The organism is Achromobacter sp. 2789STDY5608615 (assembly GCF_001298995.1).
GTDB lineage: Bacteria > Pseudomonadota > Gammaproteobacteria > Burkholderiales > Burkholderiaceae_B > Achromobacter > Achromobacter insuavis.
In genome coordinates this window covers 28,473-42,341 of the sequence record NZ_CYTY01000016.1, presented here as the reverse complement: position 1 = coordinate 42,341, position 13,869 = coordinate 28,473, and the positions used below count along the sequence as shown (strand labels likewise).

General features: G+C 64.3%; 12 protein-coding genes. 7 read left to right on the top strand and 5 right to left on the bottom strand.

Going from position 1 to position 13,869, the window contains the following annotated elements; translation table 11 throughout:
• Nucleotide 1: 1 nt before the first annotated feature.
• Nucleotides 2-1,156: an acyltransferase family protein gene (locus tag AOZ49_RS15700; RefSeq protein ID WP_082380467.1), complete on the top strand. Its 1,155-nt coding sequence runs from the start codon at nucleotides 2-4 to the stop codon at nucleotides 1,154-1,156.
• Here the strand turns inward: AOZ49_RS15700 and AOZ49_RS15695 are convergent.
• Nucleotides 1,134-2,759 (bottom strand): NRAMP family divalent metal transporter, encoded by a 1,626-nt coding sequence (locus AOZ49_RS15695; RefSeq protein ID WP_054476371.1) that lies wholly within the window; start codon nucleotides 2,757-2,759, stop codon nucleotides 1,134-1,136. The genes AOZ49_RS15700 and AOZ49_RS15695 overlap by 23 nt on opposite strands.
• A gap of 416 nt (nucleotides 2,760-3,175) precedes the next feature.
• Between AOZ49_RS15695 and AOZ49_RS15690 the strand changes: the two genes are divergently transcribed.
• From AOZ49_RS15690 to arsH, 5 genes are read left to right on the top strand one after another with little or no spacing between them, the layout of a single operon-like run.
• Nucleotides 3,176-3,502, top strand: coding sequence for an ArsR/SmtB family transcription factor (locus tag AOZ49_RS15690; RefSeq protein ID WP_054428804.1), 327 nt, complete (start codon nucleotides 3,176-3,178; stop codon nucleotides 3,500-3,502).
• Between the two features lie 15 nt (nucleotides 3,503-3,517).
• Nucleotides 3,518-4,018, top strand: coding sequence for an arsenate reductase ArsC (locus AOZ49_RS15685; protein ID WP_054476369.1), 501 nt, complete (start codon nucleotides 3,518-3,520; stop codon nucleotides 4,016-4,018).
• 4 nt (nucleotides 4,019-4,022) lie between these two features.
• Nucleotides 4,023-5,102, top strand: a complete 1,080-nt coding sequence (gene arsB, locus AOZ49_RS15680; protein WP_054476367.1) for an ACR3 family arsenite efflux transporter — start codon at nucleotides 4,023-4,025, stop codon at nucleotides 5,100-5,102.
• 3 nt (nucleotides 5,103-5,105) lie between these two features.
• A complete protein-coding gene (locus tag AOZ49_RS15675; protein WP_054476364.1) occupies nucleotides 5,106-6,278 on the top strand; it encodes an MFS transporter in 1,173 nt (390 codons plus the stop codon).
• Between the two features lie 29 nt (nucleotides 6,279-6,307).
• Nucleotides 6,308-7,036, top strand: coding sequence for an arsenical resistance protein ArsH (gene arsH / locus AOZ49_RS15670; protein ID WP_054476359.1), 729 nt, complete (start codon nucleotides 6,308-6,310; stop codon nucleotides 7,034-7,036).
• Between the two features lie 39 nt (nucleotides 7,037-7,075).
• Here the strand turns inward: arsH and AOZ49_RS15665 are convergent, their stop codons facing one another.
• The 4 genes from AOZ49_RS15665 to AOZ49_RS15650 all read right to left on the bottom strand — a co-directional run bounded on the left by AOZ49_RS15665 (nucleotide 7,076) and on the right by AOZ49_RS15650 (nucleotide 10,507).
• Nucleotides 7,076-8,242 carry an ATP-binding protein gene (locus AOZ49_RS15665; protein WP_197286736.1) on the bottom strand — a complete coding sequence of 389 codons (1,167 nt, stop codon included), beginning with the start codon at nucleotides 8,240-8,242 and terminating at the stop codon, nucleotides 7,076-7,078.
• On the bottom strand, nucleotides 8,242-9,081 hold the full coding sequence (locus AOZ49_RS15660) for a histidinol-phosphatase (RefSeq protein WP_197286735.1): 840 nt from the start codon (nucleotides 9,079-9,081) through the stop codon (nucleotides 8,242-8,244). Before AOZ49_RS15660 ends, AOZ49_RS15665 begins: the two co-directional genes overlap by 1 nt.
• Complete coding sequence (locus tag AOZ49_RS15655; RefSeq protein ID WP_054476357.1) at nucleotides 9,078-10,106, bottom strand: radical SAM protein; 1,029 nt, start codon at nucleotides 10,104-10,106, stop codon at nucleotides 9,078-9,080. The genes AOZ49_RS15660 and AOZ49_RS15655 overlap by 4 nt, the downstream gene beginning before the upstream one ends.
• Before the next feature lie 68 nt (nucleotides 10,107-10,174).
• Complete coding sequence (locus AOZ49_RS15650; RefSeq protein ID WP_054476355.1) at nucleotides 10,175-10,507, bottom strand: DUF4258 domain-containing protein; 333 nt, start codon at nucleotides 10,505-10,507, stop codon at nucleotides 10,175-10,177.
• A 411-nt stretch (nucleotides 10,508-10,918) separates the two neighbouring features.
• On the opposite strand from AOZ49_RS15650, the gene AOZ49_RS15645 reads away from it, so the two are divergent.
• Nucleotides 10,919-13,765 carry an AAA domain-containing protein gene (locus tag AOZ49_RS15645; RefSeq protein WP_054476353.1) on the top strand — a complete coding sequence of 949 codons (2,847 nt, stop codon included), beginning with the start codon at nucleotides 10,919-10,921 and terminating at the stop codon, nucleotides 13,763-13,765.
• The last annotated feature ends 104 nt before the right edge of the window (nucleotides 13,766-13,869 follow it).

Here is a 13,869-nt window from a genome sequence, read left to right as displayed (position 1 = left end):
CATGAACGCCGCCCCCCGCGATGACGCCATCGACATGCTGCGCGGCCTGTCGATCCTGCTGGTGCTGCTGCATCATTTCAACATCGCCTATCCGCTGCGCGACACGGCGCTGGCCGGGCTGCCCGGCTGGCCGCTGCTGCTGGCGCTGGCGCGCAACGGCAATTACGGCGTGACGATCTTCTTCGTTATCTCGGGGTTTCTCATCACCCGCAACGCGCTGGAGCGCTGGGGCCGCCTGGACGCCATCCGGCCGGCGCCGTTCTGGCGGCTGCGCGTGGCGCGGCTGCTGCCGACGCTGGCATTGACGCTGGCGGCGGTGGACGCGCTGGCGCTCGCTGGCCTGCCGCTGTTCGGCAACCGGGCCGGCAGCGCGGTCTCGCTCTGGACCACCAATGCCGCCGCGCTCGGCGCCTGGATGAACGTGCTGGTCATCCGCGAAGGATGGATCAACTACGCGCTGGGCGTGATGTGGTCGCTGTCGGTGGAGATGGCCTTCTACCTGCTGTTTCCGCTGGCCTGCGCGCTGCTGCGGCGCGAGGCGCGGCTGGCGCTGCTGGCCGCCGCGCTCGTGATCGCCGGGCCGCTCTACCGGCTGGCCCACCAGGGAGACAGCGAGGCCTACCTGTATGGCTACCTGGCCTGCTTCGATGCCATCGCCATCGGCTGCGTCGCCGCGGCGCTGTCGCGCGGCCGCGCATGGCCGGCATCGCGCCGGCCCGGGATCCGCCCGCTCGTCGGCAGCGCCATGGCGCTGCTCTACCTGGCATGGCCGATCAGCCAGAGCAACGTCCTCGGCGCCAGCGCCATGGCGCTGGGCGCGGCCCTGCTGCTGCCGGGCCAGCCCGCGACGGGGCCGGCCGCGCCCGGCCTGGCGCGGCGCGCGCTGATGCGTTGCGGACGCGACTGCTACGAGATCTACCTGCTGCATCTGCTGGTGCTGGGCCTGCTGCGCACCTGGCTGCCCGCCGCGCAAGCATCGGGCGACGCCCGGCTCGGGCTGCTGCTGGCCTACTTCGGCGGCGCATGCCTGCTGGGCGCGCTGGTGTCGCGCCATTACTCCACGCCCCTGAACCGGCGCCTGCGGCAATGGCTCGGCGTCGCGCCGGCCGGCCCGCGCCAGCCGGCTGGCGACCTCAGCCCGCGGCGACCTCGATGACCTTGTAGATCACCATGCCGACCGCGACCACCAGATAGGTCCGCAGCACGCCCATCCACAGACGGTTGGAGAACGACAGCGAGAGCGGCTTGAGACGGTGCAGCGGCGGCATGCGCCAGGTATCGCGGTCACCGCGGCGCAGCACGCTGGCCGCCTGGCTGCGGCCCGCGCCCCGCGCAACGAGCTGGGACGCGAACACCACGCCGGCGCCGATCACGCTGCCGCCGGCCAGCACCATCGTGATCGCGCGACCGGAGATGTCCGGCCACATCACGGCGGCGGTGAGGATGATGGACAGCATCACCAGCACCGACACGATCACGCCGGTGAACAGGTTGGTGAAGCGCGTGTTGACCCACGGCCCCAGCACTTCCTTGTCATTGCACAGCAGCAGCAGGAACACCGAGGCGCTCGGCAGCAGCACGCCGGCCAGGGTCTGCACCGCGTTGGTCAGCACCCCGAGCGGCACGCCCGGGATCAGCACCAGCGCCGCGGCGCCGGCGATCAGCAGGCCGTAGATGGCGTAGAAGGCCTTGGCGTCGGTCGGCTTGCGATGCAGCGAGTGCTTCAGGCTCAGCACGTCGGCTACCGCATAGGCCGTCGACAGCGACACGGCCGCCGCCCCGATCAGGCTGGCATCGAGCAAGGTCACCGCGAACAGAATGCCGGGCAGCCGGCCGTGATAGTTGGCGATGGCGGTGGCCACCGCGCCGGCATCCTCGAAGTTGCCGAACTCGGGACGGCCCGCGAAGGTGGCGGCGGCGACGGCGATGATCGCCACCGCGCCGATCACCACCAGCACGATGCCCAGCCACAGGTCGGCGCGCTCGTAGCGGATGAAGCGCGGCGTCACGCGCTTGTCGATGACGTAGCTCTGCTGGAAGAACAATTGCCACGGCGCCACCGTGGTGCCGACGATGCCGATGATGAGCAGCATCACGTCGCTGAGCTTGCCGTCCTTCGGCAGCCCGGGCACCAGGAAGTCGAAGCCGATCTGCGCCACGGGCGGATGCACCATCAGCAACAGCGGCACCAGCAACAGGCTGCCGAACACCAGCACCAGCGAGAACCGCTCGAACCGGCGGAAATCACCGGTGCTGACCGCGATCATGATGAGGGCCGCGGCGCAGACCACGCCGAGCAGTTTCGGTATCCCCAGGAAATCCAGGGCCAGCGAGATGCCGATGAATTCCGTGACGATCGTCAACGCGTTCAACACGAACAGATCGATGGCGCTGAACGCGCCCCAGAACTTGCCGAACCGCTCCAGGATCAGGCGGGCATGGCCCACGCCCGTCACCGCGCCCAGGCGCAGCACCATCTCCTGGTTCACATACAGCACCGGCACCAGCAGCGCCAGCGTCCACAGCAGGGTGGTGCCGTAGTTCTGGCCGGCCTGCGCATAGGTGCTGAACGCGCCGGCGTCGTTGTCGCCCACCATGACGATGAGGCCAGGCCCCAGGATCACCAGCAGGGTCCGGAACCGGTGCCACCAGTTCCTGCGTTTTTCAATATCGCCTTCCTTGATGGTGCCGAAGGCGCCTCGGATATCGCCAATATGCGCGTCGTCCAGGACGGCCGCGTCTTTCACTTTGTTCTGCATGAATCCAGTTCCTGATCATGTACTGCCAGTCATAGCCATTGCCTGGTCATGCGAACACGTTCATCCGCCACGCCGAAGGAAGACCCGTGGGCTCCTTTGCGTCGCGCAGGCGATCACGGGCCCACCCCGGCCGCGCGGCGCGTCCATCGACGCCGGCGGACCGTGGAGGGATTCCACGCCCCGGATGACACCATGCCGAAAGTCTCCGCATTCCATGGCATCGAAATCGATAAGTCGCTACTGTCGGGGTCTGACATATCCCTCCTTCCTCTTGAGTTGGCGCGATTAAAAACCTTGGAGTGACTCTAAGGTCAAGGCCCGGCGCGCGCGGCATGACAGCTGTCGCCGCGCGGCCACAAGCCTTTGCCATAAAAGAAAAATCCACAATAATTCAATAATCGTTGTATTATCGAATCATGAATGAAGACCAAGCCATCTCCGCCCTCGGCGCCCTCGCCCATGCCCAACGCCTGCGCACCTTCCGCGCGCTGGTCGTGGCCGGCCTGCCCGGCCTCACCCCCAGCGTTCTCGCGGACCAGCTGGGCATCGCCCGCAATGCGCTGTCGTTCCACCTGAAGGAGCTGGCGCACGCCGGCCTGGTCACGGTCGAACAACAGGGCCGCAACCTGATCTACCGCGCCGACTACTCGCGCATGAACGGCCTGCTTGGCTATCTCACCGAACACTGCTGCCAGGGCGCCCCCTGCGACGTCACCGATCCCGGCGCCTGCACCACCTGCTGACCAGGAGTTATCCCCATGTCATCCGTTCCCTTCAACGTGCTGTTTCTCTGCACCGGCAATTCCGCCCGCTCGATCCTGGCCGAAGGCCTGCTCAGGGGCCTGGGCGGGGAGCGCTTTCGCGCCTACTCCGCCGGCAGCGCGCCCAAGGGCGAGGTCCATCCGCTCGCGCTCGCCACGCTGCAGGCCTATGCATTGCCGACGGACGGCTACCGCAGCAAGCCCTGGGACGAATTCGCCGGGCCGGGCGCGCCGGCGATGGACTTCATCATCACCGTCTGCGACAACGCCGCCGGCGAAGCCTGCCCCGTCTGGCCGGGCCATCCGGCCACGGCGCACTGGGGCGTTCCCGACCCCGCGGCCGAAACCGGCGACGAGGCCCGCCGCCTGAAGGCCTTCCACGACGCCGCGCGCACGCTCAAGCGCCGCATCGAACTGTTCCTGTCCCTGCCGCTGGACAAGCTCGACGCCCTGTCGCTGCTGGCCGAGCTGCGCGGCATCGGCGCATCGCGGGAGTAAAGCCATGTCGCTCTCCAGACAGCAGGCGCCCGCCCGGCGGCCGCCCGCGGGGTTGAGTGTTTTCGAACGCTATCTCACGCTCTGGGTCGTGCTCTGCATCGTGCTGGGCATCACGCTGGGGCAGCTCATGCCGTCCCTGTTCCAGGCCATCGGCCGGCTCGAAGTCGCCCAGGTCAACCTGCCGGTGGGGTTGCTGATCTGGGTGATGATCGTCCCGATGCTGCTCAAGGTCGACTTCGGCGCGATGGGCCAGGTCGGCCGCCACTGGCGCGGCATCGGCGTGACGCTGTTCATCAACTGGGCGGTCAAGCCATTCTCGATGGCGCTGCTGGGCTGGCTGTTCATCCGCCAGGTGTTCGCGCCCTGGCTGCCGGCCGACCAGCTCGACAGCTACATCGCCGGCCTGATCCTGCTGGCCGCGGCGCCGTGCACCGCCATGGTGTTCGTGTGGAGCCGGCTGACCGGCGGCGACGCGACGTTCACGCTGTCGCAGGTCGCGCTCAACGACACCATCATGGTGTTCGCCTTCGCGCCCGTCGTCGGCCTGCTGCTGGGCCTGTCGGCCATCACCGTGCCGTGGGACACGCTGCTGGTGTCGGTCGGGCTGTACATCGTGATTCCGGTCATTCTCGCGCAGCTGTGGCGCCGCGCGCTGCAACGGCGCGGCCAGGCGGTCTTCGACGCGGCCCTGGCCCGGATCGCGCCGTTCTCCATGGCGGCGCTGCTGCTGACGCTGGTGCTGCTGTTCGCCTTCCAGGGCCGCGCCATCCTCGCCCAGCCGCTGGTGATCGCCATGCTGGCGGTGCCGATTCTGATCCAGGTGCTGTTCAATTCGGGCCTGGCGTACTGGCTCAACCGCCGCGTCGGCGAACGCCACGAGATCGCCGGTCCGTCGGCCTTGATCGGCGCGTCCAACTTCTTCGAGCTTGCCGTGGCGGCCGCGATCAGCCTGTTCGGCTTCCAGTCCGGCGCGGCGCTGGCCACGGTGGTGGGCGTGCTGATCGAGGTGCCGGTGATGCTGCTGGTGGTGCGCGTGGTCAACCAGAGCAAGGGCTGGTACGACGCCGGCCCGGGACGGCGCTGAGCCATGGCCGGCGCCGCGCTGCGCGTGGTCGGCGCGCTGGGCACGGCCCAGACCCTGGCCTGGGCCTCGTCGTATTACCTGCCCGCCATGCTGGCCGCGCCCATGGCGCGCGACCTCGGCATCCCGACGGCCGCGGTCTATGCGGCTTTCTCCGGCGCGATGACGGTCTCGGCGCTGACGGGCCCCGGGGCCGGCCGGCTGATCGACCGGCACGGCGGCGTGGTGCTGGCCGCGACCAGCGTGCTGTTCGCCTGCGGGCTGGCCCTGCTCGGCCTGGCGCAGGGCGTGTGGTCGATGACCGCGGCCTGGCTGGTGCTCGGCGTGGCCATGGGGGCCGGCCTGTACGAAGCGGCCTTCGCCAGCCTGGTGCGCCTGTATGGCCATGACGCGCGCGGCGCGATCACCGGCATCACCCTGATCGCCGGCTTCGCCAGCACCGTCGGCTGGCCCCTGTCGGCCTGGATGGACAGCCATCTCGGCTGGCGCGGCGCGTGCTTCGGCTGGGCCGCGCTGCACCTGCTGATCGGCCTGCCGCTGAATGCCTGGCTGCCCAAGGCCGCGGTCCGGCCCGCCGCCGCCCAGCGCGACTCGGCGCCACCGGCGCAGGCTGCCGCGCCGCCGAGCCAGGCGGGACGCGCCACCGCCTTGCTGGCCTTCGTCTTCGCCGCCACCTGGTTCATCAGCACCGCCATGGCCACGCACCTGCCGCGCCTGCTGGAGCACGCCGGCGTCGGCCTGACCGCGGCGGTGGCCGCGGGCGCGCTCATCGGCCCGGCCCAGGTCGCCGGCCGCCTGTTCGAATTCGGGCTGCTGCGCGGCGTGCATCCGTTGCGGTCGGCGCGCCTGGCGGCCCTGGCCCACCCCGCCGGCGTGGCGGTACTGCTGGCCGCCGGTTCGGTCGCCGCGCCCGCGCTCACGCTGCTGCACGGCGCCGGCAATGGCATCCTGACCATCGCCAAGGGCACCCTGCCGCTGGCGCTGTTCGGTCCGCAAGGCTACGGCGCGCGCCAGGGCTGGCTGATGATGCCGGCGCGCATCGCGCAGGCGCTGGCGCCGTTCGCCTTCGGCCTGGCCCTGGACGCCTGGGGCGTGCGGGCGCTGTGGCTGTCCGGCGCGATCGGCGTGGCCGCCTGGGCGGCGCTGCTGGCGCTGCGGGCGCCGCGCCATCCCCACTGAGATTTCCATCCTGCATCACGAGGCATTGCATGCATTCCACGTCGCCCTCCGATCTTCCCAACCTCGACGCCGCGCTGTTCGAGGCGCCGGACCGGACGCGCCTGTTGTCGCCCGAACGCGCCGCGCATGCGCCGCGCTTCCTGCTGCTGTACGGCTCGTTGCGCGAGCGCTCGTACAGCCGCCTGGCCGCCGAGGAGGCCGCGCGGCTGCTGCGCGCGCTGGGCGGCGAGACGCGGCTGTTCGACCCCGCCGGGCTGCCGCTGGTCGATGACGCCGGCAGCGAAGACCACCCCAAGGTGCGCGAACTGCACGCGCTGGTCCAATGGGCCGAGGGCATGGTCTGGAGCTCGCCCGAGCGCCATGGCGCCATGACCGGCCTGATGAAAACGCAGATCGACTGGATTCCGCTGTCGGTCGGCGCCGTGCGGCCGACCCAGGGCAAGACGCTCGCCGTCATGCAGGTGTCCGGCGGCTCGCAGTCCTTCAACGCGGTGAACCAGATGCGCATCCTGGGCCGCTGGATGCGCATGCTGACCATCCCCAACCAGTCGTCGGTGGCCAGGGCCTACCAGGAATTCGACGACGCCGGCCGCATGAAACCGTCGCCGTACTACGACCGCATCGTCGACGTGGTCGAGGAGCTGATGAAGTTCACCCTGCTCACGCGCGACGCCTCGCCCTATCTGACGGACCGCTACAGCGAGCGCAAGGAAAGCGCGCAGGCGTTGTCGGCGCGGATGAGGCAGCAGTCCATATAACGCACCGACGATGGCGCAATGCGACCGGCATCTGCGGCTTTACACCAAGCCACCTCCATCCAACAGCTCATGCCGCTGAAGATGGTCACGCAGCATGAGCAACGATGGCCGGCACTCCTCCTGCCCCAGGAAATCGTTGCCTAGTGCCGCCATATACAGCCGTAGCCAATTGTCGTTCGGAATCTGTGCCAGGAAGGACCGAAAATCGGCGTGATTCCTACCTGCGAACACCAACCTGAGTGTTCGCAGGATCGGCACATAATCAGGCTCTGACAGCAGGCCGGCGAGGGTGTGATCCAGCTTTCCAGACACTTTCACAGTGTTGAGCCGCTCTTCGATAGTGGCATCGCTCAATGACATTCGCGGATCGATGGCGATCGGATAGAGTGCTCGAAACGATCTTGCGCCATTGCGCATGGATTCCGCGAAGACCTTATCCGCGGTAGCTCCGGTGATGAGCACATCGTCGCCGAATATGACGTGGACACCGGCGTTCGCGTAGAAATTCGGGCCGGGAATAACATGATCCTGGACTTGGTTCACGCGCTCACGCTCAGCGAGAGTCAAGGATGCATAGTTCTCGCATGGCGGGGCAAGCCTCGGCAACTTCACATTGATAATGGTCGGCAGGCCGAGATGCGCCAGTTTTAGATTTATGCGATCGACGACCATCTGATAGATCACGTTGGCGGTGGAGGGCACATTTCGCCAACCGGTCGTCATCATTACGACACAATCGCCGTCTCTACGCGCATCGCGAAAGAGGCGTGTCCAATGGCTCTCGGGATCGTCCAAAGCCTGGCTGAGATGCTGGACCACCTCTTTTGCAAGGTAGCTGATGTCACTGAAACTGCCATATTTCGCACGGCTGTAGATGGCGGAAAGGCCATCAGCATCCAGTTCGGTCTCCATATCGCGAAAACCCCGGCCGTCGTGGGTCAGGTGATGCAGCGCCTCACCGCCAAAAACCCGCACATATTCGCGCATGCCGATCAAGCCGTCCTCGAACAGCGCCCCGGAGAATGCCCGAAAGCCTGCGGACACGTCCTCCTGACGAGGTTTTTCCGAAGCTTCGCGAAAGCAATGAAGCCTGCTAACCGACGACGTGTCACGCATCTGGCGCCAATTCGGCGCCAATGGTGCCTGACGGCCTATCGGGGGCGTAATGGGCTTTTTGGAGTGGGTCATGTCCATGAATTTCGTCATCACAAAGCCTGAGGCGAGAGAAGTGACGCCGCATCGATATCAACGCGCCGCCGGTTTTCGAAGTAGCTGATGGCATTCAGGCCCAAAGGCAGCAGGGCATGGATAAGCGCCTGCACACCAACCCCGACGTCTTCGGGTGCGTGGGCATCCGAACCGATGGTGAACGCCGCACCTGCGCCGATGAGCCTGGGCAACAGAGATCGCGACGGATAAGATTGCCTGCCACGCTCCTCACGGCCAGAATTTGGATCCAGAACCGTCTTGCGCAGGCCGGAAGCATTGAGTTCGAATGCGACTTTGCTGCGCGCGAAGGCGCCGAGCAAGGGCTCCATGTAGTGGCATACGATCTCCTCCGGCACGCCCCGCAGCAACGCATCTGCATGACCCACGGCGTCAAACAACCCACACTCCAACAATTCGGCCAGGGTGGAGAAATACGACTCGAGAACCACCGACCGATTGAGACGAGGAAGGTCCCAGACCTTGATCAATCCGTCTTCGGGCGTAGGGATGTAATGGATCGACGCCATAACGAAGTCAAGGTCGTAGCGAGCCAGCAATCGGGCCGCCTGCTCGGCGCAACCCGGCATGTAGTCGCATTCAAGCCCGCTCAATATCTTTATGTCACCCCGGTATGCCGTCTGTGCCTTGTGAATGTCCGTGAAATAGCGATCCAGTTCGCTATCCAGCAATCGATTCGTGCTGTCTATGTGAAATGGCGCGTGATCGGTGATGGTCAGTACCTTGACACCGGCCGCCAACGCGGCATTGACCACGTCATCGACACTACCAGCGGCATGTTTCGAGTAACCGGTGTGAACGTGGGAGTCGATCATCATGGAGCAATCAGCCTTTCCAGCAATCCATCATGACGCGCCATGGCCTTGACGACCCAGTAGGGGTTGTTGGCGGTGGCCAGGATGGACTGCGCCAGCCCATCATCGTCCAGTCGTTCGACCAAATCGATGAAAGGGCGAGTGTAGAGCGCGTGGACCAATGGGGTTTCCCGCGCCCGGTTGACGAGCATCTCCCAATCGATACGATCCATGTGGATATTGCCCAGGGCAATGTTCTCAATGCCATACAAGAGCACATCGCCGTTCGGCTTGATCGTGATATCCAGTCCGTTGTCCTGCGGCGCTTTGTTGAGACTGCCGAAAGTGAACCGTTTCTGCACCTTGTCCTCGATCGCGGCCACATATCCCTTCATATCCAAGTAGCCACTCGGTGCATCGGGACCCGGATGCACCAGATTCTTGTAGTCGACATTGAAGGTTTCATCGCCGGTAATCAAGGCGTCCTCCAATATCCCCCGCTGCTCTATCCTTGCCGCCAGCCCCCAGCGGGAGAGTTCACCGATGAGAAAGTCACGCGTAAACATCCGATCCGTATCCACGGAGCGGAACGAAAACGTCAGCGCGTGCGGTCTTTTGCGTTGCAAGTATTCGAGACTGAATCCATGAGACCTGTGCTTGACTTTCTCGATGTGGTGCGAATCCGAACTCAACCTGATATTGCACCGGTCGCCATTGGCGTGGGCCTGCGCGTTGGTGCGTTCGTAGAACGCCTCCATTTTTTCTGGAGGCAGAAACCCGCTGGTGATGAATTCGAAGGCGTTGCCCCCACTGGAAAGCCCCAGCACCTCATGAAATACCTCCACGTTGTTCAACGGCTCCCCCTCGCCGCTGACCGAGATCCTTTTCACGTCAGGAGAATTGATCAGATTCCGGAGGTTTTCGATAGCAAGCGCGGACAGGGTCATGTGCCGCCCCGATTTGTGCTTATCGGCATACATGCAGAAGGCACAGCCGATGCCGCAGATCTGGGTTATGTCGAGGTACAGAAGATGGCCTTTCATATTCATTTCTTGATGCCTGTTTATTTTTACGAGAAAGGGAATAGCCTGCGGAGCGGGATTATCGGATATCCGAATCACTTGCCGCCTCGGATACGCGGCCGCCGCACTGCCTTGATCGCATGCAGATCCTGGCTGCGGTAGACGGTGATGACCGACCCTTCCGCACTGACCAACACCTGCAAACCGGTCAGGCGGGACAGGTCCACTCCCTCGGACGCATAGCGCTGCACCTCCTTGCGTCCCACGACGCAATAGGTGGCGGCCTTGGCATGAATGCGGCGTCCGTAAGCCAGAACGGCGTTGACTGCCATGCGCGATATGCCGCGTTGTTGCATGCGCAGGCAGGCATGGCTCGTCAATTGCAAGGAATCGGATGCGGCGGGCGTTGCATGGAAAAAGAAAGTCATGGAAGTCTCCTGATGGGGCAACCATTGCCTGTGCGATTTCCGTGCCAACTCGTTCAGTAAAAATAATTACCCATATAAATCAATAACTTAAAAAAATAATCCGATCCAGCCTAGCTCCTTCTTCAGATCAATTAGCAAAATCCTTCTCATACATAAGCAATTTTCTGCTCGATTTAAAAAAAACAAATATCTGCCGATAATCAGGAATAAATATTCCCGAAAACAAGAAACAAGAAAACGTCGGATCAACATAACCCAATGATTATTAATGAAAAACCTATCTGGCACGGACTTTGCTTTAGGAGATCTGCACCCGGGAATACACCCGGCTCGATGACGCAAACTGACCCAATGAAGACATTCGCATTGCCTGATCACGGCCTGACATTCAGCACTTGGGGGGCATGAGTCATGTCCACCTACGTTCAACGAATTGCCCTGCTCGCTCAACGCCTCAACATTCCCATCGTCTCCACTTCCGGCCAAACGCACCTGGGGCTGTACGGGACGCTCCGTTTTCACGGTGGCACCATCGGCATTTCGTGCTCCGCGAAACTGCCGGCATTGATCAAGGACATCGACCCGGCACTGGAGTTCGAGACCATCCTGGCCGCATTCAGCCGCGGCGACGCCTGGGCCTGGATCCAGATCAAGACTCCCGACCACAAATTCCGCACACCGGAGAGAGACAAGCCTTTGCCGCAAGCATTTATCGAATGCAGCGAAGGCATCCTGACACCGGACGATTTCCGTTTGGTTCTCGGCAACTCCCAGCTGGCGCTGGTGTGCCAGCTTTCCAGCGACGGCGGCAGCCTGAAGGCAATCTATGCCTCAAGCAAAATCTACAGACCGTCCAGCGCCAGCCTGATCGTCGCCGACTTTGGCACGACAGGCGAAAGAGGCCTGGATCTGCGGGGATTCTGCTCCATGGTGGCCATGCAGATCCGTGTCCGCACCGCCGTCAACGTGCGCGCGGTGGAAGCGGAAGCCGCGGCGGACCGCGACTTCGTCACCGGCGTGCGCCGCTACCTGGAAGCCCTGCGCGATCATGCCCGGTCGTCAACGCCCCAGATCCGATATCAGATCAGCGAGCGCTCCCCGGTACGCCTGCGTACGGCAACCGAGGAACCCTGGCCCCTTGTCTTTGCGCGTCCCAATACTCAGCTCGTCCTGCCAACCCTTGGCGGCCGCTCCCGACGGCTGGCCGTATGCGACGTATCCGATGACGGCGTACTGACGTTGGATGGCGACGACGAAAAAGGCGACCTGGCATCCGACGGGGAACTGCATATCCAGCCAGGCACGGATGCTCTTCAACGCATGCGAGAGGCTCTGGACGTCATCGCAATGGGCGCCGAAGACAGCCACGTCCGCCTGATCGAAGCCCTGACGCGCCCCGACCAATTGCAACCCCTGCCGCCCATACACGTGCCCGCCATACACGACGAGGCCGGACGACAGCAGGCGGCTAAGGCGCTGGCCCTCAACACCCCCGACATCGCGCTCATCCATGGCCCTCCCGGCACGGGGAAAACCACCGTCATCTGCGGCATCGTCCAGGAACTGGTCCGAAGCGGCAAGCGAGTCTTGCTTGTGGCGCCGACACATGTCGCCCTGGACAACGTGCTCGAACGCGTCGGCAATGCACCGGGCGTGACCGCGATCCGGCTGGGCTCGCCAGCGAACGTCGATGTTCGGGCCCAGAACTACCTGTTGCAGAATCGCACCCTGGATTTGACGGCTCGGCTCTCCACGGCCCTGCACACCGCCGTCGAAGACGCCGCCGCCGAAGATGCCGTCGTTGCGGTGCAGCGCGAGTGGGCCGGGCGCATTGCCCGGGACGAAGAAGCCGGGGCCTTGTTGCTGTTGAACGCCAACCTCATCTGCGCCACTCCGATCGGCATCGCCATGGCCCGCGAGTTCCGAGATGTCGAGACGGCGTTCGATGTGATGATCATGGACGAGGCCAGCAAGGCCTCGCTCACGGACTTTCTCGTTCCGGCGGCCCGGGCTCGAAAGTGGATCCTGGTCGGAGACCACCGTCAGTTGCCGCCGTACGTGGATGTCGGCGAACTGAAGGCAGTGATATCGGAGAGGGTTAAACGAACGGGCTTCGAGGATCCGGACGACAACTGGCTGGACGAAGTGAGCACCGAGCTGCGCCGGCATTTCGATAACCGCATGCACCCCGACGACCGCCGCCAGCGGGAAGCATGGCGCAGTCTTATCGACAAGCTGATCCGGCCGTTCCAGCTTGATCCGGCCGATATCGAGGAGCTGCACGCGCTGCCCGCCGATGCCGGCACGTGGCGCCAACACCACCAACGCGCAGGCCGGCACACGGGCCCCGGGAAAGAACGGAACACCGCCAAGGAACAGGTGATTCGTCTGGGAGCCGAACTGCTCGAATTGCAATCCCTGGCGCTACCCAGCGTGTTCGAGCGCTTGACGCGTCTGCCTGACAGCCGCGCGGTACGTCTGAATTATCAACATCGCATGATGCCGGCCCTGGCCAGGTTCTCGTCGGATATGGTCTATGAAGGCGACTATCCTTCCGCGGTATCCACGCACCAGCTCGGCCTGGAGATTCCGACACTGGAGGCACCGGCAATATGGATAGATACGGCATACGCGCGTCCGCAGCGCCGCTATGAATTTCCCCGCCCGACGCGAAATGGAACCGCCGAGAGCGGCAAGGACTGGTCGGGAGGCGGCTACCATAATCCACTCGAGCTGCAAGTTGCCATGGAACTGGTCGAGGCCTGCGCGACCTGGGCCGTCAAGAGTTGGCGCGGAGACCCTCGCCCGAACGGGCGCGGCCCGGATGCCGATTTCGAGATCGGCGTGACCTGCTTCTACCTTAAGCAGGCGCAGATGTTGCGCGATGCCATCTTCAAAAAACTCGCGCCGGGCAACGATCCGTGGCGCAGGCAATGGAAGGAATCCGCGGCAAACCGAGCGGCCATCGACATCCACGTCAGTATCGTCGATCGCTTCCAGGGTAGGGAAAAGGACCTCGTCATTCTGTGCACGACCCGGAGCAACCCGAAGGGCCTGCGCGGACACGTGGACAACCTCAACAGACTGAACGTCGCCGTCACCCGGGCGCGACACAAGCGCATCATTATCGGCGACTCGACCACACTGGCGGGCCAAGGCGAGGGCCGGCGCCGTGCGGAAACAGACCTGCTGTTGCGGCTTTACCAGGACTCCGAACAAAAGCCCAAGTGGGGTCACGCACTTGGAGGTCAGGCATGAATCCCACCACATTGGCCCAGCTATCGGCAGCCATCATGCAGACGGGTGCCCCCGTCCCGCCAACGGCCCTGCTCCTGTGCGACACCCCCATCTACGAGGTGGAC

Coding starts and splice junctions, on each gene's coding strand:
- AOZ49_RS15700 (WP_082380467.1), top strand. CDS start 2: ATGAACGCCGCCCCCCGCGATGACGCCATCGACATGCTGCGCGGCCTG.
- AOZ49_RS15695 (WP_054476371.1), bottom strand. CDS start 2,759: ATGCAGAACAAAGTGAAAGACGCGGCCGTCCTGGACGACGCGCATATT.
- AOZ49_RS15690 (WP_054428804.1), top strand. CDS start 3,176: ATGAATGAAGACCAAGCCATCTCCGCCCTCGGCGCCCTCGCCCATGCC.
- AOZ49_RS15685 (WP_054476369.1), top strand. CDS start 3,518: ATGTCATCCGTTCCCTTCAACGTGCTGTTTCTCTGCACCGGCAATTCC.
- arsB (WP_054476367.1), top strand. CDS start 4,023: ATGTCGCTCTCCAGACAGCAGGCGCCCGCCCGGCGGCCGCCCGCGGGG.
- AOZ49_RS15675 (WP_054476364.1), top strand. CDS start 5,106: ATGGCCGGCGCCGCGCTGCGCGTGGTCGGCGCGCTGGGCACGGCCCAG.
- arsH (WP_054476359.1), top strand. CDS start 6,308: ATGCATTCCACGTCGCCCTCCGATCTTCCCAACCTCGACGCCGCGCTG.
- AOZ49_RS15665 (WP_197286736.1), bottom strand. CDS start 8,242: ATGACGAAATTCATGGACATGACCCACTCCAAAAAGCCCATTACGCCC.
- AOZ49_RS15660 (WP_197286735.1), bottom strand. CDS start 9,081: ATGATGATCGACTCCCACGTTCACACCGGTTACTCGAAACATGCCGCT.
- AOZ49_RS15655 (WP_054476357.1), bottom strand. CDS start 10,106: ATGAATATGAAAGGCCATCTTCTGTACCTCGACATAACCCAGATCTGC.
- AOZ49_RS15650 (WP_054476355.1), bottom strand. CDS start 10,507: ATGACTTTCTTTTTCCATGCAACGCCCGCCGCATCCGATTCCTTGCAA.
- AOZ49_RS15645 (WP_054476353.1), top strand. CDS start 10,919: ATGTCCACCTACGTTCAACGAATTGCCCTGCTCGCTCAACGCCTCAAC.